Below are 19,017 nucleotides of genomic sequence, written 5' to 3'. Positions count from 1 at the left end.
CCCCGAAAGCCGGTATCAGTCCGTGTATTCGGGACCAAACCCCATGCTCCAGAGCAGAACCGAGCCCACCCGGGTGGCAACCAGTATGACCAGGGCTACGGTCAGGAGGGCCCCCGCATACATGGCCGCCTGGGCCCTTGGGATACCCATCACAATGGGCAGGCCATCGTACATCAGGTAGGCGCCGTAAAGGGCAGCCAACAGGAATACCAGGGCGTTGAACCACGGTACTGGGTATAGCAATGCAAAACCGGCCAGAAATAAGGGAGTGCAGCTATAGGCCGCCAGAGCAATAGCGTTGGAGCGACTGACCTCTTCTTTGGCACCGAAGGTCTTGGCCATCCAATTAATGGCATAGCCCAAGGCAAACACACCTACAAGTATGGCAATATAGGTCAGCACACTCAGTTGCAGAGCGCTTATCTCCGTGAACTTGATTACCCTGTCACCAACATTCCAGCCGAAATAAGCTGTTGATATATAGCCACAGATGGGACCAATTGCGGCCAACACCAAAACGTAGGCCACATACACTCGACGCGGGGTCTCGTGCTCTCTGCGGATCGACGCCCACTCTTGGTCGGGATGGGTGAACAGTCCAAAGGCGTGGTTTAAAAGCATTGTTCTATCTCCGGATGGGTTCATAGGTACAATACGCCGTGGTACCTCTCACGGACTTTTCACAGAAGCTTCAGTCGAGCTGATCAGGGTATTGAAACGCCCGACTCGCCCTCCATCAATCAAGTATAGTAGCCAATTCCGGAGTCTTCATGACGATCAATCAGCCTTTTTCACTCCTCGAACTGGCGTCCGTTCGCGAAGGCGATTCAGTGGGTCAGACGCTCGCCAATACCGTGAAGTACGCGCAGCACGCCGAAGGTCTAGGATTCCGACGGTTCTGGCTGGCAGAGCATCACAACATGGAAGGCATCAGCAGTTCGGCCACTTCCGTACTGGTCGGTCACCTGGCCGGCGCTACCCAGACCCTGCGGGTAGGATCCGGGGGCGTTATGCTGCCAAACCACCCGCCACTGGTGATTGCCGAACAGTTCGGCACGCTTGCCAGTCTTTATCCGGATCGCATAGACCTCGGTCTTGGACGAGCGCCGGGAACCGACCCCATCACCAGCCGCGCGCTGCGTCGGGAAGGCCTTGGTGCTGAACAGTTCCCGCAGGATGTCGCACAGCTTCAGTCATTGCTGGGCCCTCTGCAGCCAGGCCAGAGGCTCAAGGCTATCCCCGGCGCGGGCACGGAAGTTCCCATCTGGCTACTTGGTTCCAGCCTGTACAGTGCCCAGCTTGCAGCCCATAAAGGCCTGCCCTATGCGTTTGCCGGCCACTTCGCGCCCGGGCTCTACCGGGAGGCCATCGGAATCTACCGGCGCGACTTTCAGCCTTCAGCAACCCTCAGCGAGCCCTACGCCATGCTTACCGTGCCTCTTGTGGCGGCGGAGACCAATGAAGAGGCCCAGTGGCTCACCACCACCAGCTACCAGCGGATTGTTGCCCTGTTCCGTGGTGAGCCGTTGTGGCTGAAGCCCCCCGTAGCGTCCATGAAAGGGCTCTGGTCAGCTGGAGAAGAGGCTGCTGTGCGGGACTTTCTGGCACTGCAGGTGATTGGAGACCGGGACAGCATTCGCGCCCAGCTGGACCAACTGCTCGCCAGTGTGGAGGTGGATGAAATGATGTTTGCTATCGATCTTTACGACCCACAAAAACGCCGACAGGCTCTCGACATACTGGCGGCGGCGAAGGCCCTGTAAACGCCGGTTTGTGGCGGTCCGGGTAACGCACCCGCCACATTTCACGCCTGCCGGGGATCGGTCTCGGCAACCATGGCCTGGGTCGTGTAGTGATCCCGGAGGGTTATCAGACTTTCGATGCCGGTAAAGTCCACCAGGTCACGAAACTCCACCCAGTCCACCAGACAAAAGAGACACATGGCCGGGTAATTCCAGGCCCCGAACTGACCCTCGTCTACCATCGCGGCCAATGTACGCAGGGTGGTCATGATCCTTTCCCGCTGCAGGTTGTAAAACAGTATGTCCTGCTCAACATCCAGACCTGAGCGCTTGGAGAGCAGCAGTGTCACGCATGAGTCATTGGCGGCATCAATCAGGGTCAGCTGGTTTTCCTGGTCCCAGGTGAGCCCGGCCACATTCATTTTCGCATGGAGGTAGCGCGCAATTATCCGGGAGTCGTAGACCTCCTGCTGACCATCAATCAGCATGGGAATCTTCAGTGCCGGGTTCCTCCGTCGCAGCTCGTCACGACCCTGGCCATAAATATCCAGATTCACGAAATCATAGGGCTGATCCTGCAGCAGGAGTCTGACGCGTCGCACGTAAGGGGATGTGGTGGAACCGATCAGTTGCATGATACCTCCGGAAATTGGATAGTTTGAAGAACGGTTTTGGTCGATTCTGAGCTTAGCAGGAAAAAACCGTTGTGCCCGTGGACAAACTCCACCAGACCTCGACACGACCGGCAAGCTGACCCATAGTCATTAATCCGTGGCCACCCCCGCGCCGTATGAGATTCATCAATTCGGTAGTCGTCATAAGCGCCGGCACCTGAGTAGTTGCTGACCCATTCTTCTCAAGGAGAGATCATGAAGACTGTATTTCCTCTAGCGTCTGCTTTCACCTTATCCCTGCTGAGCGTTTCGGTGCAGGCCGAACTTAAAACCGAAACCGTGGAATACGAGGTTAACGGTGAATCCTTTACCGGTTACCTGGCTTACGATGATGACCTTCAGGGCAAGCGACCCGGGGTCTTGGTGGTTCATGAATGGTGGGGCCACAACGAGTTTGCCCGCGACCAGGCCGAAAAACTGGCCAGCGAAGGCTATACCGCTTTTGCTCTGGACATGTACGGAAGCGGCAAGCTCGCCGACCATCCTGACGATGCCAAGAAATTCATGCAAGCCGCCATGGGCAACAAAGGTGCCCTGGAGGCAAGGTTCCGCGCCGCCATGGAACTGCTGCAGAACCATGAGTCCGTGGACGCAGACAGGATCGCCGCCCAAGGCTACTGCTTCGGCGGTGCCGTCGTGCTCAACATGGCAAGACTCGGTATGGACCTGGAGGGCGTCGTGAGCTTCCATGGCTCCCTTGGGTCTGACATCCAGCCTGAAGAAGGCGGTATCTCCGCCCGGATTCTCGTCTACACAGGGGGCGCTGACCCCTTCGTGCCGGCCGATCAGGTAACCGGGTTTGTGGGGGAAATGGTGAAGGCACAAGCCGACCTGACACTGGTCTCTTTCCCTGGCGTGAAGCATTCGTTCATGTCGCCGGAGGCAGACAAGCTGGGGGCCAGGTTCGACCTGCCCATGGCCTATGACGAGGAAGCCGCCGATCGCGCCTGGGAAGGCACGAAGACGTTTTACCAGAACCTGTTTTCAGACTGAGCCAGGTACGCTCTGCCCCCGGGCCGGGGCAGAGCAAGCCATCATCCGTTCTGGGATTGCAGCTGCCCTGCACGGGCATCCCGGGCAGGGAGCCACCGGCTGGTGAAGTAAACCAGTATGCCGGCGGTAATGAACATGACACCAGTATAGATGGCCGGTGTCAGCGACATGGCGTAGTTGCTCAGCATGCCCAGCGCAAGCACCATGGAGAGACTGCTGTTCTGCAGGCCCACTTCCAGCGTCACGGAAATACTCTGGGCCCGGTTCAGAGCGAAAGCCCGGGCGCCGTAGTAGCCAATGGCCATAGTCGAGAGGTTAAGGATGAGGGCAACAGGACCAGCCCGGACCACGGAATCCAGGAACACATCCATCTGCTGGTAGACCAGAAACGCGATCAGCAGTATCAGGAAGATAACCGCGAAATATTTCACCCGCTGTTCCACCGCAATGGCAAAGTCCGCTTTGAAATGCCTCACCAGCATGCCGATGCTGATCGGAATGGCCGTCAACGCCAACAGACTGATCATGGTCTTTGCCACCGGCAGATTCAGCACTTCCGTCTCGCCCATGAAGTGCAGCAGCGACGCATTGATAATGAAAGGAATAGTGAGCACCGTGACAATGCTCGCCACCGCGGTCAGCGTCACAGAGAGCGCGACGTCGCCGCGACCCAGATGCGCGTACAGATTGGACGTTGTACCCCCGGGACACACCGCCAGCAACATCACACCGACTGCCAGCTCCGGGGAAAGAGGCATGACGTTGGCCAGGCCAAAACCGATGAGCGGCAGAATGATCAACTGACAGGTGAGACCAATGGCGACCGCTTTCGGGTAGGCCAGCACACGCCGGAAATCGTCCGGCACCAGCGATAGCCCCATTCCGAGCATAATCAGGAACAGACAGACTGGTATTACCTGGACGTTAACAATATTGATCAATTGTTCAGGGCTCATGGCATCTCCTCGGCCCCAGGCCGATCAGAGACGCCGGGGAAGTGACAGTGCGTTATTGTTGTTGAAGCAGCATTCAGCAGAGTCTACCGGGTTCCCATAAATGCGTGAAATACATATTACTTATCCCTCCGCATTCGCCAGATGAATACAGAAAAACGGGCACAAAAAAAGGCAGCCTTGGCTGCCTTTCTTAGAGAAGCTGTCTGTTATTTACAGAGCAACTACGTTCTCCGCCTGAGGACCTTTCTGGCCCTGAGTCACGGTGAACTCAACCTGCTGGCCTTCAGCCAGGGTCTTGAATCCTGAACCGGTGATGGCGCTGTAGTGAACGAAAACGTCCGGGCCGGACTCACGAGTGATGAAACCAAAGCCTTTTGCTTCGTTGAAGAACTTAACAGTACCGGTAGTAGTAGACATACTTAAATTTCCTGAACTCAATAATTTATCTGCCGCTGCTCGACATGAGCAATCAGCGTTTACGGAAAAACAATACTGGCGTAATCAAAAACAGGACGATGCACTACGTACTACGGCGGGAAACGTCTTATTCATGAAATGCTTTACTTATCTTTCCTTGCCAAAGAACTTTACTCCTTGTTACGAAGAAAGCAAATAGTTTTTTCGCCGAATAAGTAAAGTTCCTGAGTAAAAAGATCATACTGGCGATGTTTTGGCCTTCCGTTCAGCCTCTTAACAGTTCAGCCTCTTAACAACGTGTAACCGAGCAGGCCAACTGCAGTCATCAGAACCGAACCGACTACGTGAAGCAGAACCCCTGCCAGAGCCAGCGTCCACTTACCCCCTTGTAGGAGCGACAGGATCTCGAGGGAGAACGTGGAAAACGTGGTGAGCGCCCCGCACAGACCCGTGACCGCAAACAGCCGCCATTCCGGAGACAATGAAGCCGTATGGGTGAAATAGCCCATCAAAAGGCCCACGAGTCCGCCACCGATCAGGTTGGCAGTGAGTGTGCCCAGAGGGACAGCGCTACCGGAGGTATTCAGCCAGAGGCTCAGGCCCCATCGCAGGTTCGCTCCCAGCATTGCCCCAAGACTGACAGCCAACATTGATAACCACATGACTCTGGAACTCCTGAACTGCATAAAAAAGGCCCACAGCGCTCGCTGTGGGCCTTTGGACATACCTGATGCCGGGCAACTGCCTCGAGCGTAGCCGAGGCCAGTGGAAGGCTCAAGTTTTTACGCTGCGTTGTGCTCTATGAGCGACTCCTTGTCATGGGCAAAAGCGTCAAACGGAAAATCATCCACTGACAGCATTTCCAGCACCTTGGCCTCATAGGCCTCCATGAACTCGTACTCTTCCTGAGTAAAGATCTCGGCCTTACGGGCAGCCTCAAAACGAGCCTCGGGGTGCAGTACTTCCATGGGCAGCTCGCCTTTGGCATAGGCCTTGGTCGCCTTCCGATACAGCACCTCAGCCCGCTCGTAGTCCTTGAGCAAGGTATTGTACTGGGCCACCGGGTTCGGGAATTCGCTTTCGCTCTCGCTGTGCCAGATCGGCGACAACAGCTTGTTGCGAACCGGCGTATCCGTGGACATCGCCCTGGCCAAGGCACGGGTGCGGTTATCGTGAGGCTTGTCCCAGCGACGGCCTAAGGGCATGGTCACCGCACGCAGTACGATAGCAACGGCACGATTCGGCAGGTTGTGGAGAAAGTCATCCAGCGCCTGCTCGGCCCGGAACAGTAGCAGCCCGAGACTGTACTCCATCAGCTCTTTTTCACCCTGGACTGGTTGGGTCTCGTGCCAGTTCTTCAAAACCATGGACGCCAGATACAGGTTGGAAAGAATATCACCCAGGCGTGCTGAAATAAGCTCGCGCATCTTCAGTTCTGAACCCAGCGTGGTCATAGCAGCGTCGGCACACAGACCGAAGGCGGCGCTAAACCGCGCTACGCCCTGGGCGTACCGGCTGGAGGAGCTGTCGAAGGGTACGTCCGTGCGACCGATGCCCAGCGCCTGTGTAAAGGCCCGGGCAGCATTGCCAAAGATCAGGCCGGCGTGGCCGAAGAAGGCACTGTCGAAGGCGTCGATATCATCGCGGTCCTTGGCGTCCAACTCGCGCAGGACATAGGGATGGCAGCGAATCGCACCCTGACCGAAGATCATCAGGCTGCGGGTCATGATGTTGGCACCCTCCACCGTAATGGAGACCGCCGCACCGGAATAGCCGATACCCAGATAGTTACGGGGGCCCAAGGTGACGGTCTTGCCGCCGTGGACGTCCATGGCATCGGTGAGCACCGAGCGCTGCATTTCGGTGAGGTGGTATTTGAGGATGGCCGAAGGCACCGCAGGCTTCTCGCCCTTGTCGACCATGTTGGCGGTCTGATTGACAGCAGCCTGGGCAATGTAGGTGTGGGCGGCAATACGGGCCAAAGGTTCCTGGACACCTTCCATGTCAGCCACTGGCGTATTGAACTGACGCCGAACCCGGGTAAAGCCGCCAGCGGTGCCGACCGAATAGGCTGCAGCACCCGCTGCGCCGGACGGCAGGGTGATGCAGCGGCCCACGGACAGGCATTCTACCAGCATGCGCCAGCCCTCCCCGGCCATTTCCGGACCGCCGATAATGTAGTCCAGAGGAATGAAGACGTCCTTGCCTACAATCGGACCGTTCATGAACGGCGTGCCTATGGGAAAGTGCCGACGGCCAATTTCCATGCCCTTGGTGTTACGGGGGATCAGTGCACAGGTAATGCCCAGGTCTTTTTCCTCGCCCAGCAGATTGTCAGGGTCGAACATCCGGAATGCCAGGCCAACGACCGTGGCTATAGGCGCCAGGGTAATCCAGCGCTTCTCAAAGTTGAGCTTGAGACCCAGCACTTCCTTGCCTTTGATCTTGCGCTTACACACGATGCCGGTATCGGGCAACGAGGTGGCGTCTGAGCCAGCTCGCGGGCCGGTAAGACCGAAGCAGGGAATTTCGCGACCATCGGCCAGACGTGGCAGGTAATGATTTTTCTGTTCATCGGTGCCGTACTTCAGCAGAAGCTCACCAGGGCCGAGAGAGTTCGGAACCCCGACGGAGACCATCAGCGCCTCATTGGAAGACAACTTTTGCAAAACCGCAGACTGGGCCTTGGCTGAGAAACCCAGACCACCGTATTCCTTGGGAATGATCATTCCAAAGAAGCCTTCCTCCTTGAGGAACTTCCATAGCTCCGGCGGCAGGTCGGCACGGTTCATGGCAATATCCCAGGCATTGCACATGGAGGCAGCTTTTACGCACTGGTTATCAATAAACGCCTGCTCTTCCTGGGTAAGACCGGTATTCCGGTTGGACAGCAGGCTGTGCCAGTCCGGGCGGCCGGTGAAGAGTTCGCCGTCCCAGCCCACAGTGCCGGCTTCCAGGGCCACTTTTTCGGTGGCTGATACTTTCGGCGCCACCTTCTTGAACATGGCAAACACCCGGGGCGTAAGCCAGCCTTGCCGTAACTCGGGCATGCCGCAAGCAGCGGTAATAGCAGCGCCGAGGAACAGGACCAGTGCGAGCCAGCCCGAAGCGAATATCCACGACAGCAAGCCAACGCCGACCATTAGGGCAATCGCGGGCTTGGCCCCGGCTTCGCGTCGCATGATCGTCAGCAACCCGGCCACGGCAATTATGAACAGAATAAAGGTCATCATAGGCTTTCTCTGTCTTCCATCATTTGTAAATTTACGTTAACAACTACGACAAAAGTACCCTATCGGATGTCGTGTGGCCAGAGCACACAGGTACCAGGCTAGGACGTAACAATCACCCGGATGCCTTCCAGCGCAAGGCTGGACCGCTCGATCGCGGTCTCGCTGGCGGCCAGCTGATCGCGGAAAAATGCGACCTCTTCCTCACGAATGGCGGGATTCGTCTGACGCAAGGCCTTCAGCCGTCGTATCTCCGGCTCAAACAGACCCCGTACCCGCTCAAGAGCTGCCTTCTGCAAAGGCTCAAGCTGTTGCGCTGCCATGCCGTCCGCATGGTCGACCATGGTTTCCACTTCAGCTCGTATCCTGGGAACGACCGCCTGGGCAGTTCGACGCCTGATATTGGCGCACAATTCGTTGAGCCGATCGTGGGGCAAGGCCGCTGACAGATCACGGCCGTTAAGGTCCACCAGCAGGCGCAGGGGCGACGATGGTAACGAGCGGGCCAGCTGCAGCGAAGCAGGGGCCGGACAGTGCACGATATAGAGTGCTTCCAGCATGAGCGTGCCCGGGGGCAGACTCTTCACAGACAGACTGGCCAGCGCCGCTTTACCCAGCTCAGAGCTGACGACCGAATCCATGACTCCTGTCACCATCGGATGCTCCCAGCTGAGGAATTCCAGATCCTCCCGCTCCAACGCCTGGGAACGGCTCCAGGTCACCGTAACGCCTTCTTCAGGCAATTCCGGAAAGTGGGCGGTGAGCATGTGATCGCTGGGCCTGAGCACATCGGAGTCGTCCGAATGATATTCAAGTTCAACGCCGAAAATGTCGAAGGCTTCCAGCATATAGTCCCTGACCTGCGACGACGCCTCTTCCGACTCTATCTGGCGGATCAGCTCAGCGGCCCGGTCCTTGCGACAGGAGTTGAGCTCGATAAGCGCATCGCGGCCTTTTTGCAGCGCGGCGCGCAGCCGACCCGCTTCCTCGGCAGTTGCTTCAATCAGCAGCTCGAGCTTCTCCTCGTCGCCTGCCAGGGCCTGCTCCCACTCAGGCCGAACATGATCCCGCACTGCAATACCCACAGAATTGCTCTCGGTAAAGGCCCGCAAGCCCTCGCCAAACCATCGGTATTGCACTTCCTGGGCAGTGTCTTGCAGGTAAGGTACATGAATATCGATCACATCAGCCTGACCGATCCGGTCCAGGCGGCCGATGCGCTGCTCCAGCAGGTCAGGATTGGCCGGCAGATCAAACAGTACAAGATGATGGGCGAACTGGAAGTTACGGCCCTCGCTGCCGATCTCTGAACAGATCAGAGCCTGGGCGCCCTGGCCGCTCTCGCCGAAGTAGGCTGCGGCCCGGTCCCGCTCAATCAGGCTCAGGTGCTCATGAAATGCGGCGCTGCGGATGCCGGCACGCAGTTGCAGGTGAAACTCAAGTGCCATCGCCGTCTCTGCCCGGGCGCAGATCACCACCACCTTGGCGGGACGCAGGCCGGTCAGCGTTTTTTCCAGCCAGGCGACCCGGGGATCCTCCGCCAGCCAGCGCTCGTCATCCACCCCTTGTTCGGGGCTCAGGCCTTCCGGACCGAAACGCTGAGCTTCGGAATACAGTTCCGGACACGGCAAAGGCGCCGGATGGAGCCGTCGCTCCGGGAAACCCTGAATCGCCGCCCGGGTGTTACGAAACAGCACGCGTCCCGTGCCATGGCGATCGAGCAGGGCGTCAACGATCGCCTGAACCGGATCAGCATCGGTCAGCAGCAGGTCCAGCTCCGACCCCAGCCATTCCCGCAGGACTTCCTGCTGTGACTGATCTGGCGGAGTGTTCTGGCCCAGAAGGGCGCGCACCACCTGGTTGATTCGCTCGTAGTTCTGCTCCTGCTGGCGAAAGGCCTCCAGATCATGAAACCGGGCCGGGTCCAGCAGCCGCAGCCGAGCAAAATGGCTGGCAACCCCGACCTGCTCCGGTGTTGCAGTCAACAGCAAAAGGCCCCTGGTCTGGGCCGCGAGGGACTCGATCGCCTGGTATTCCGGACTCGCCTCGGCCGGCGACCAGGCCAGGTGGTGAGCCTCATCCACAACCATCAGGTCCCAGCCGGCTGCCAGCGCATCTGCCCTGGCGTCAGGGTTATTGGTCAGAAAGCTCAAGCTGCAAAGCACCCGCTGTTCATCCTCAAAGGGATTGCCGGCGCGCTCCTGATCCAGCTCGTCATCAATGCCATCGGACTGATCCGCTTCATAGCGGGCCTGATCAACAATGCTGAACCGCAGATTGAACCGTCTGAGCATTTCCACCAGCCATTGGTGGATCAACGAGTCCGGTACCACAATCAGAACCCGTTGCGCACGCTGGGTGTGCAGTTGATAGTGCAGGATCAGCCCGGCCTCGATGGTCTTTCCCAGGCCAACCTCGTCCGCCAGCAGTACCCGCGGAGCATGGCGGCGGGCAACCTCATGGGCAATATAGATCTGGTGCGGCAGGTGCTGGGTTCGGGCACCGATCAGCCCCTCCACCGGAGATGCCCGCAGCCGCTCTTGCGCATGAATCGTGGCAAAGCGCAGCCGGAAGGCACCATTGCGCTCGAATTGTCCGGCGAAGAGCCGCTGCTGGGGTGTTGTGAAATGCACAAAGCTGCTGAGACGAACCTCAGAGATGACCTTGAGGTCGCCATTCTCATCTTCGGCATGGTAAAGGATTACTCCCCCGACCTCTTCCAGTGCCCGGACGGTAAGCGTCTCGCCCTCGAAGGTCTCGATCCGTTCACCAAGCTGATACTGGACCCTCGCCAGAGGGGCATTTTCCATGGCATAGGTTCGCTCTTCATCAGCGGCCGGGAAGCCCAGGGTCACGCGGCGCCCGGATACTTCAGTGACGATTCCCAGGCCCAGACTGGTGTCGCTGTGGCTTACCCATCGCTGACCAATGACAAAATCCGAAATATCCAAAAAGCCTCCACAAAGTTCAATGGGTTCAAGGTGTGGCCGAGGCTTCAGCCTCCCTTACCCAGTAGGCGGTAGCGCCGCATACTGCCGCAGGCACGACCACAAGGTTAAGCACCGGCACCATCGAAGCCAGTGCAATCGGCAGGCCAAAACCCAGGGCCGCTGGGCGGTTACGCCTGAGGCGCTGTTTCAGGCCGGGGAAACTCAGCCTGTGGTTATCCGCCGGATAGTCGACGTACTGCAGGGCCATCATCCAGCTGTTGAAACCGAACCAGAGCACCGCAGCCACCAGATTCACCACTGGAATGAGACCCAGAATGAGAAGACCCAGCGCCCGGGGCAGGTAATAGGCGATCTTCTGAACTTCCCGCCAGAGCGAGCGCGGGATATCACGGATAATCTGCGCCCAGCCGCCATCACTAACAACCACCTGTCCGGTCAGATGCTTCTCTGTGAGCTCCGACAGGTAGCCGTAAAAGGGCGATCCGATCAAATTGGCGACAATCACGAACCCGTAGGCCAGCATCAGCAATATAACCACGCCGTAGAGGATCCAGAACAGCCAGTCGAGACTCTGCAGCCAGGCCCAATCCGGGAGCCAGCCCATGGCGGCAGCAATCATGGCACCGAAGATTTCAGCCAGGAACAGAAAAAATATGCCGAATAACAGAATGTTCAGCACCAGGGGAATAACGACGAAGAGGCGAAGCCCGGGCTGGCGGATAAGCCGGAACCCCTCACCTAAGTAACCCAGTCCTGACAAGAATCCACCTGCTGGCATGGCACCCAAGCCTCCGGTTTGCCGTGGTTTTTTGGCACTCAACGGCCGCAGAGCATATCATGTCGCGAGTTTCCGCCACAGTCGGGTTCGCATTATGTCCCTAAAAAACCAGATCGCCCGCCTGCTTGGTGCCAGAACATTATGGCGGGTGTTTTTTGCTGCGTCCGTTCTGGCCATTGTCTATCTGGCCACCACCAGCCAGACCTACACCGTTCAGGCCACCTTCAGCGACAAGTTCAATCACATTATTGCCTTCACTGAGTTGACGATCCTGGTGAGGCTGGGCTGGCCCCGGGCGCATTGGCTGACCGCCATATTACTGGTAATGGGCTTGGGCCTGTTGATCGAGCTTGTGCAGGCGCCGCTGGCCCATCGCCACTTTTCTTTCATGGATCTGCTCGCCGATGCCACTGGCATGGCTGTTGGTCTGCTGGTGTCACCCTGGCTCAAGGTGCTGGCGCGGCGATGGGCTGCTGACAAGGCGGATCAGCGGTGATGGGGCGATCGCAGCTTTTAGGAGATCAGCCATTATACTTGTGAGACATATCGCACAACGGTGTAGGTTACGTCCGAAAAAGTAGCCAGAAACAGCAGCAGATAAAAACTTCCCCAGCCCACGGTGCTGTTTTGTATACAAAATGTTACATAAGCATATTCGCCTTGCGGAATTATTGCGTGGAAGTCACAACAATGTCACAGCCTGCTTGGTATAGTGGCGTCGTCAGGGATGACAGGGATCAGGACGAAGAAAGGGATGTTTCCCCACAGGATCGTGGGGGGAAGCAAGGAGCATCGGATGCATCGCTTAAGGGAAACCTTTCCGGATGCTGGCTAGGATGCCGGCTCCACGGAGAAGGCACAAGGATGAGGGCGCGACACGGCTGTCGCACAGCTCGCAGGGACGCGACACTCTGTTCCGACAAAGGACAACTCAGGTTGTCCTTTTTTTTATGCCTTATAGATTCTCACCCGGTTGAACTCCTCGAACTCGTTAAGGTCCGGCCAGGTCCGCCCCTCAACGGTCGACTGCAGGCAGTAGCGGGCATCGCCAAGGTTCCGTATCCGTGAATCGGCCAGCAGGACCCCTTTCGCTGCGACACAGAAAGCATCCAGCAAGGGCAGATTTTCCGCGTCGTAGAGCACATCGGCTGCAAGTATCAGATCGAGTCGGGATGGCCTGTGTTCCCAGCTGTCGCAGAACCCGAGGCTGACGCCGTTCAGGGCGGCATTGGCTCGGGTTGCCTGCAAGGCTGCAGGGTCCGAATCACAGGCTATCACCTCGCTGGCCCCTGCCATTGCTGCAGCAATGGCCACTATCCCTGAGCCACAGCCAAAATCCAGTACCCGCCGGCCGGCCACCAGCTCCGGGTTGGACAAAAGATAGCTTGCCAGCACCTGGCCACTGGCCCAGCAGAACGACCAGTAGGCGGGCTCATCCACGACCGCCTGGGCCTCTTCATGGCTCAGCGGACCTTGTAGAACCGCCGGGTCGAAAAGATACAGCGCCACATCGCGACACCCGGCCGGGCGGCTGGCCTTCACTCGACCGTGAGGCAGGGTCTGTTGCAGCAGCTGGTCAAGCACCTCCCTCGTCATGTCTATTGATTACCTCCTGAAAAGAAGAGCATTCTAGCCTTTTTTCCCGCTCGTTTCCGGCCTCTGCGGGCAAAAAATAGCCAGCTCCGGTATACTCCTGCCCCATCCCAAGAGCGATCGGATGCGTAATGATGATGTCCAGAACTGACACCACGGACTATTTGTCCCTATTCCTGAACGATACACCGCTGATGGATGTCCGGGCCCCTGTGGAGTTCTCCAAAGGCAGCTTCCCCCAGGCAGTCAATGCCCCCCTGATGAACGACGAAGAACGCCACCGGGTCGGCCTGTGCTACAAACAAAAGGGCCAGGACGCCGCGATCGAGCTGGGACACCAGCTGGTCTGCGGGGACATCAAAGCTGACCGTATGGCGGCCTGGACCCGGTTTGTCCTATGCAACCCCGAGGGCTACCTGTTCTGTTTTCGAGGCGGTTTGCGTTCGCGATTAAGCCAGCAATGGCTGGCTGAAGCCGGCCTGGACTATCCGCTGGTGAAAGGCGGCTACAAGGCGCTACGTCGCTTCCTGCTTGACCAGCTGGAGACACAGATTGAGTCGGCAGACTTTGTAGTCATAAGCGGGCGCACCGGTAGTGGCAAAACCCGGCTTTTACAGGATCTCCCAAGTCACGTCGATCTGGAGGGCATCGCCAACCACCGGGGCTCAAGCTTTGGTCGACAGGTAACGCCACAACCCAGTCAGATCGACTTTGAAAACCGCCTGGCCATTGCCCTCCTGAAAGCGGGCCATAAAAGCTCAGGCCCCATCTACCTTGAAGATGAGAGCCGGCTCGTGGGCCGCTGCTACCTTCCGGAATCCCTGTGCCAACGCATGGCCGCGGCACCGGCGGTCATGCTGGAGCGGACCCTTGCCGAACGCACCAGCATCATTCGCGAGGATTATGTGGAAGCCATGCAAGAGAACTTTTGCGAAAGGGACGGCGTGGCAGCCGGCTGGCTGAATTTCCGCGACTACCTGCTCAGCGCCCTGGACCGCATCCGCAAGCGTCTGGGCGGAGAGCGCCACAGCCAGCTGCGTAATATCCTTTTGGCTGCACTTGATGCGCAGGAACAGCACCGGGATCTCAGCGGCCACGACGCCTGGATCCAGGTACTGCTCACGGACTACTACGACCCCATGTACGACTACCAACTGAGCCAGAAACAGAATCCGATCGTAAAGCGAGGCAGCCACGAAGAGCTACGGGCGTGGGCGTGCTCCGCCCCGCGCCAGGGCATCTACGCACACGGTTGACCCGATCCCACAACCAGGGAACGAGGTTCTCTGCTATAAGGTCACAGGACCCAACCATTACAACTCAGCTAAATAACGAACACAGAAGGAGTAATCATGGAGAACCTTTTCGCGGATGATGGCCAGGCATCGGAACTGATCCAGCAGGCCATCACAATGGTCATGACCTATGCGCCCAAGGTGCTGCTGGCGATTGCAACTCTGATTGTCGGCCTCTGGCTGATCAAGCGCTTGATCAATGTCATGGACCGCAAGCTGGGCGCAAAAGACCCCAGCCTGAACAAGTTCGTCTGCGGGCTGGCCAGCGCGATTCTCAAGATCCTGTTGATTATTTCTGTCGCCTCCATGATCGGCATTGCGACCACTTCCTTTATCGCCGTGATCGGTGCCGCCGGTCTGGCTATCGGCCTGGCGCTCCAGGGCAGCCTGGCCAACTTCGCCGGTGGTGTCCTCATCCTGGTATTCAAGCCATTCAAGGTAGGCGATACCATTGAGGCCCAGGGCTTCCTCGGCGCTGTGCTGGAAATCCAGATCCTCTATACCATCGTCAATACCTTCGACAACCGTCGCGTCATCATTCCCAACGGCGAGCTTGCCAACTCAAGTCTGGTGAACGTAAGCATCTACGATACCCGCCGCTGTGATCTCACTTTCGGCATTCATTACGACGACGATATCGACAAGGCCAAAGCCATCTGCAAACGCCTGGTTGAGGAGGACGGACGGGCCCTGGCCGATCCGGCGCCAAGGATTTCCGTCGGCAGCCTGGGCGACAATTCAGTAAACCTCATTGTGCGCCCCTGGGTAGCCACCGACGATCTCTGGCCCTTCTACTGGGACATGCAGGAGAAGGTCAAGAAGGCCTTTGACGAAGAAGGCATCACCATCCCCTTCCCCCAGCGCGACGTTCATCTGTACCAGGCAAAATAACCAGCCCCGGCCGGTGCGCCATGGCGCACTGGTATTTTTCCCCTGTCCGGTCTGACAGAGTTTTAATTTACGGCTCCCGCCCTGACAGAAGCGCTTTCCCCGCCGCCCGCTTTTCTGACCTGAGTCTCAGTGGACAAACTTCACTTTCGCTTTACCGAAAACCTCGACTAAGCTAAGACCAAACCTTGATAAACAAGGTCGTCATGCATGCGGACATTGTCCCCGGGCAACCGATACTAACCCGGGATACGCTGTCATTGCTGGTAGGAGGTGGTCACTATGCCGGTACAGCAGTTAAAGCAGTTTCTCGACGCTTCAGGTACGGAATATCTGTGTCTGTCCCATCCACCCGCCTTCACCGCCCAGGAGCTAGCCCAGCACATTCAGGTAGCCGGTGATCAGGTCGCCAAGACCGTGATCGTGGAGCTTGATGGCAAAATGGCCATGCTGGTTATGCCGGCAACCTGGCGCGTTCGCTGGGAACGGCTGACCCAGGTACTTGACACTGACTTCGTGCAGCTTGCAGATGAGCAGGAGTTCCAGGACAGTTTCCCGGATTGTGAGGTCGGGGCAATGCCGCCCTTCGGCAATCTCTTCGGTATGTCCGTTTATTGCTGTGAGGCGCTCACCAACCAACCTGAACTGGCCTTTGCGGCCGGCACCCATACTGAATCCATACATATGAAAACCCGGGACTTCCTGCAACTGGTGCAGCCTGTGGTTATCCAGCAGGGCTTCATCAAGCCGGGCGGCAAGAAGCCGGCCTGGCTCAGCCGCAGCAACCGCCGGCCCCGGGTCGATGTAGTGCAGCCCGAAGCCCGGGCCAAGAGCCCTGCCCGCGTCTACTCCTCCGGCTAACACAGTCAAGCCCGGGGATTTGCCTGTCAGCGCCCAGGGGGTAGACTGAACCCCCAAGACAGGAAGGTGACATGACACAGCAGGCAGACATCGTGGTAATCGGCGCAGGCATGGTCGGCGCTGCGCTCGCAACAGGACTGGGCCAGTCAGGATTCCGGGTGGCGTTGGTGGACAGGGCATCAGAGCCTGATATGGCGTCCACTACTGCGCCCGACCTCAGGGTGTCCGCCATAAGCGCTGGCAGCGAGCGCTACCTTCGCAAGCTTGGCGCCTGGAGCCGAATGGAGCAGCAGCGCCTGACCCCCTACCGGCGGCTGTCCGTCTGGGACCAGTCTCCCTATCCGCTATCCGGGTTCAAGCCCCAACCCGCGCGAACGACGTTCAGTGCCCGTGAGCTTGATTGCAGTCATTTGGGGCATATCGTCGAAAACCAGGTGACTCAACGTGCTTTGTGGGAGTGCGCGAAGAACATTGAAAATGTCCAGGTTCACGCGGGCGACAGCGTCAGGGCGATTCATAACGGTACTGACGACGCCCGGGTGACACTGGAAAGCGGACTGGAACTGACCTGCCAGCTGGTCATAGGCGCCGATGGCGCCCAGTCCCGGGTACGGACCCTGGCAGGCATTGGGGTAAGCCGTGACCAGTATGCCCAGCAGGCCCTGGTCGCCTCGGTAAGATACCGCGGCCCGGTTCAGGACATTACCTGGCAGGCCTTCTTTCCCAGCGGCCCACGGGCTTTTTTGCCGCTGCATGCCAACGGAGAAGAAAGCTGGGCTTCGCTGGTCTGGTACGATGCGCCGGATGTGCTGGCAAGGCTAAAAAGTCTTTCAGGTACCGAGTTTCTGGCAGCTGTCCAGTCGGCATTCCCCGAGGACCTTCCCACCCTGACCCATGTCGAGGCAAGAGCCAGCTTTCCCATCGCCAAACAGCATGCATCTCGCTATGTGGAAGGCCGGGTGGTTCTGGTGGGTGACGCTGCTCACACCATCAATCCGTTGGCCGGCCAGGGGGTCAACCTGGGGTTTCAGGACGCGGAGGAACTCGAGTCTCAGCTTCGGGAAGCGCGGCGTGCCGGAAGCGATCTGGCAGAGCCATTTTGGCTGGGCCGCTATGAGATCAAACGCAGGCCGGCCAATCGGCGCATGATGCTGGCCATGGATGCCTTCTACTATCTGTTCAGCAATCGCCTGCCGCCCGTTCACCTGCTACGGAATCTGGGGTTGGGGCTGGCCCAACACCTGCCGTTTGCCCGCAACCAGGTGGCCCGTTACGCTATGGGTCTTGAAGATGGACGCACCCGGAGCGTGGCAGGACTGCTGGCCAGCCTGCCCCGCCCCGGGTTTATGAAACAGCCAAAAGGACCTTAAGCAATGGCAGAGACACTCTTCAGCAAGATCATCAATCGCGAGATTCCGGCAGACATAGTCCATGAAGACGAGCTCTGCCTGGCCTTCAAGGACGTCAATCCGCAGGCCCCCGTTCATCTGCTGATCATTCCCAAAAAGCAGATCGCCACAATCAATGATATCGAGCCGGAAGACCGGGAAGTGGTAGGGCATCTGTTTCTGGTGGCATCAAAGCTTGCCAAAGACATGGGGTTCGATGATGACGGCTACCGGGTCGTCATGAATTGCAACGAGCAGGCAGGCCAGACGGTGTTCCATATTCACCTGCACCTGCTGGCGGGAAAACCGCTGGGCTGGCCGCCTTACACGGACCGGCAAAAGCAGGCCTGAACTGCCTGGCCCGGGCCCGGATTACTGGGTTGCTTGGTAGGGAATCAGGATTTACCCGGGCCAAACAACCGGGCAATCCCGGCCCCGACACTTTCGATGGGCTCGATGATTGCCCGCTGGACTGATCCGGTGACCACCTCGTTGAAGCGGCTGCCATCCTCGGATTCCATGAACTGGATGTAGGAGCGCATCTGCTGGTCTGATAGGTCCTTGTAGGTGTAGAGGTAACCGGCATAAACCTGCTGCTCAACAATACCCCGCAGCATGGTGCGCTGGCTCTCGACCCGGTTGCGGATGGCATCCACATCCACCACTCCGCCGTTGAAAGCAGCCATGGCTGTTCCGAACGCGGTCTGGATGGCAATAGCCGTGTCCACAGCGCTGTCGGTGGCGCGGGAAGCGCGGTCAAAACTGGAAAACAGTTCCGCCCGCTCACTGCCTTTGTACTGCTCGATCAGCTTCGGGCCCTGTTGCTCGATCTCCCGCCAGGCCGACGGCAAGGCAGCCTTGGTTTCGGCTTCAGTGACTTTCTGGCCGAGACCGGACTGATACCAGCTGTCCACGGTTTTCAATGTGGAGTCAGAAAGATTGCTGGACAGGTCGCCCACCACACGGGTACGGATCTTGTCACTGCTGAAAGCCTGACCCACCATGCCGGTGATGGCGCCCTTGACCAGGGGGTCCAGGTTGCCGGTTTGCTGCAGACCCTGGCTGATGCCCTCGGTGAGCATCTGCGGGTATTGATCAATAACGGTGCCCAGGGCTGAATGACGAACCACCGATTGGGCCAACTCTGAGGCCTGGACCCGCGTGGTGACGGCAAGCAGGAGTGACAGGCACAGCAGCGCACCTGCTACCCGATAGGAAATGGAACGGCTCGATAACATGGGGCACTCCTGG

At 58.3% G+C, this 19,017-nt stretch carries 18 protein-coding genes; 8 read left to right on the top strand and 10 right to left on the bottom strand.

Annotation, left to right across the window (positions count from 1 at the left end):
- Nucleotides 1-15: 15 nt before the first annotated feature.
- The gene (locus tag G7W63_RS10310) at nt 16-621 is read right to left on the bottom strand and encodes a Yip1 family protein (protein ID WP_166257068.1); all 606 of its coding nucleotides are present in this window, start codon (nt 619-621) and stop codon (nt 16-18) included.
- 149 nt (nt 622-770) lie between these two features.
- Here G7W63_RS10310 and G7W63_RS10305 point away from each other — a divergent pair, with 149 nt between their 5' ends.
- A complete protein-coding gene (locus G7W63_RS10305) occupies nt 771-1,763 on the top strand; it encodes an LLM class flavin-dependent oxidoreductase (protein ID WP_166257065.1) in 993 nt (330 codons plus the stop codon).
- A gap of 41 nt (nt 1,764-1,804) precedes the next feature.
- On the opposite strand, the gene G7W63_RS10300 is transcribed toward G7W63_RS10305, so the two are convergent.
- Complete coding sequence (locus G7W63_RS10300; protein ID WP_166257062.1) at nt 1,805-2,377, bottom strand: glutathione S-transferase family protein; 573 nt, start codon at nt 2,375-2,377, stop codon at nt 1,805-1,807.
- Between the two features lie 234 nt (nt 2,378-2,611).
- Between G7W63_RS10300 and G7W63_RS10295 the strand changes: the two genes are divergently transcribed.
- Nucleotides 2,612-3,409 carry a dienelactone hydrolase family protein gene (locus tag G7W63_RS10295; RefSeq protein ID WP_166257059.1) on the top strand — a complete coding sequence of 266 codons (798 nt, stop codon included), beginning with the start codon at nt 2,612-2,614 and terminating at the stop codon, nt 3,407-3,409.
- Between the two features lie 41 nt (nt 3,410-3,450).
- On the opposite strand, the gene G7W63_RS10290 is transcribed toward G7W63_RS10295, so the two are convergent.
- From G7W63_RS10290 to cysZ, 6 genes are all read right to left on the bottom strand, one after another.
- The gene (locus G7W63_RS10290; protein ID WP_166257056.1) at nt 3,451-4,365 is read right to left on the bottom strand and encodes a bile acid:sodium symporter family protein; all 915 of its coding nucleotides are present in this window, start codon (nt 4,363-4,365) and stop codon (nt 3,451-3,453) included.
- A gap of 210 nt (nt 4,366-4,575) precedes the next feature.
- Nucleotides 4,576-4,782: a cold-shock protein gene (locus tag G7W63_RS10285; protein ID WP_152205488.1), complete on the bottom strand. Its 207-nt coding sequence runs from the start codon at nt 4,780-4,782 to the stop codon at nt 4,576-4,578.
- Between the two features lie 281 nt (nt 4,783-5,063).
- A complete protein-coding gene (crcB, locus tag G7W63_RS10280; protein WP_166257053.1) occupies nt 5,064-5,444 on the bottom strand; it encodes a fluoride efflux transporter CrcB in 381 nt (126 codons plus the stop codon).
- A gap of 120 nt (nt 5,445-5,564) precedes the next feature.
- Nucleotides 5,565-8,015 (bottom strand): acyl-CoA dehydrogenase, encoded by a 2,451-nt coding sequence (locus G7W63_RS10275; protein WP_166257050.1) that lies wholly within the window; start codon nt 8,013-8,015, stop codon nt 5,565-5,567.
- Between the two features lie 98 nt (nt 8,016-8,113).
- Complete coding sequence (rapA, locus tag G7W63_RS10270) at nt 8,114-10,963, bottom strand: RNA polymerase-associated protein RapA (protein ID WP_166257047.1); 2,850 nt, start codon at nt 10,961-10,963, stop codon at nt 8,114-8,116.
- A 25-nt stretch (nt 10,964-10,988) separates the two neighbouring features.
- Nucleotides 10,989-11,741 (bottom strand): sulfate transporter CysZ, encoded by a 753-nt coding sequence (cysZ, locus tag G7W63_RS10265; RefSeq protein ID WP_166257044.1) that lies wholly within the window; start codon nt 11,739-11,741, stop codon nt 10,989-10,991.
- Between the two features lie 94 nt (nt 11,742-11,835).
- On the opposite strand from cysZ, the gene G7W63_RS10260 reads away from it, so the two are divergent.
- The gene (locus tag G7W63_RS10260; protein ID WP_242634383.1) at nt 11,836-12,237 is read left to right on the top strand and encodes a VanZ family protein; all 402 of its coding nucleotides are present in this window, start codon (nt 11,836-11,838) and stop codon (nt 12,235-12,237) included.
- Nucleotides 12,238-12,689: 452 nt separating this feature from the next.
- On the opposite strand, the gene G7W63_RS10255 is transcribed toward G7W63_RS10260, so the two are convergent.
- Nucleotides 12,690-13,337 (bottom strand): class I SAM-dependent methyltransferase, encoded by a 648-nt coding sequence (locus tag G7W63_RS10255; protein WP_166257041.1) that lies wholly within the window; start codon nt 13,335-13,337, stop codon nt 12,690-12,692.
- Nucleotides 13,338-13,468: 131 nt separating this feature from the next.
- On the opposite strand from G7W63_RS10255, the gene mnmH reads away from it, so the two are divergent.
- The 5 genes from mnmH (at nt 13,469) to G7W63_RS10230 (ending at nt 18,117) form a co-directional block, all read left to right on the top strand.
- On the top strand, nt 13,469-14,590 hold the full coding sequence (gene mnmH / locus G7W63_RS10250) for a tRNA 2-selenouridine(34) synthase MnmH (RefSeq protein WP_166258318.1): 1,122 nt from the start codon (nt 13,469-13,471) through the stop codon (nt 14,588-14,590).
- A 96-nt stretch (nt 14,591-14,686) separates the two neighbouring features.
- Nucleotides 14,687-15,520 carry a mechanosensitive ion channel family protein gene (locus tag G7W63_RS10245; protein ID WP_166257038.1) on the top strand — a complete coding sequence of 278 codons (834 nt, stop codon included), beginning with the start codon at nt 14,687-14,689 and terminating at the stop codon, nt 15,518-15,520.
- A gap of 279 nt (nt 15,521-15,799) precedes the next feature.
- Nucleotides 15,800-16,378: an aminoacyl-tRNA deacylase gene (locus G7W63_RS10240; RefSeq protein ID WP_166257035.1), complete on the top strand. Its 579-nt coding sequence runs from the start codon at nt 15,800-15,802 to the stop codon at nt 16,376-16,378.
- A gap of 71 nt (nt 16,379-16,449) precedes the next feature.
- The gene (locus tag G7W63_RS10235) at nt 16,450-17,748 is read left to right on the top strand and encodes an FAD-dependent oxidoreductase (RefSeq protein WP_166257032.1); all 1,299 of its coding nucleotides are present in this window, start codon (nt 16,450-16,452) and stop codon (nt 17,746-17,748) included.
- A gap of 3 nt (nt 17,749-17,751) precedes the next feature.
- The gene (locus G7W63_RS10230; protein ID WP_166257029.1) at nt 17,752-18,117 is read left to right on the top strand and encodes a histidine triad nucleotide-binding protein; all 366 of its coding nucleotides are present in this window, start codon (nt 17,752-17,754) and stop codon (nt 18,115-18,117) included.
- Between the two features lie 44 nt (nt 18,118-18,161).
- Here the strand turns inward: G7W63_RS10230 and G7W63_RS10225 are convergent, their stop codons facing one another.
- The gene (locus G7W63_RS10225; protein ID WP_166257026.1) at nt 18,162-19,004 is read right to left on the bottom strand and encodes a DUF2059 domain-containing protein; all 843 of its coding nucleotides are present in this window, start codon (nt 19,002-19,004) and stop codon (nt 18,162-18,164) included.
- Nucleotides 19,005-19,017: the final 13 nt, after the last annotated feature.

It is taken from the genome of Marinobacter salicampi (assembly GCF_011074795.1).
Lineage (GTDB): Bacteria > Pseudomonadota > Gammaproteobacteria > Pseudomonadales > Oleiphilaceae > Marinobacter > Marinobacter salicampi.
Note: the sequence above shows the minus strand (reverse complement) of the source record. Positions and strands in the feature narration are given on the sequence as shown.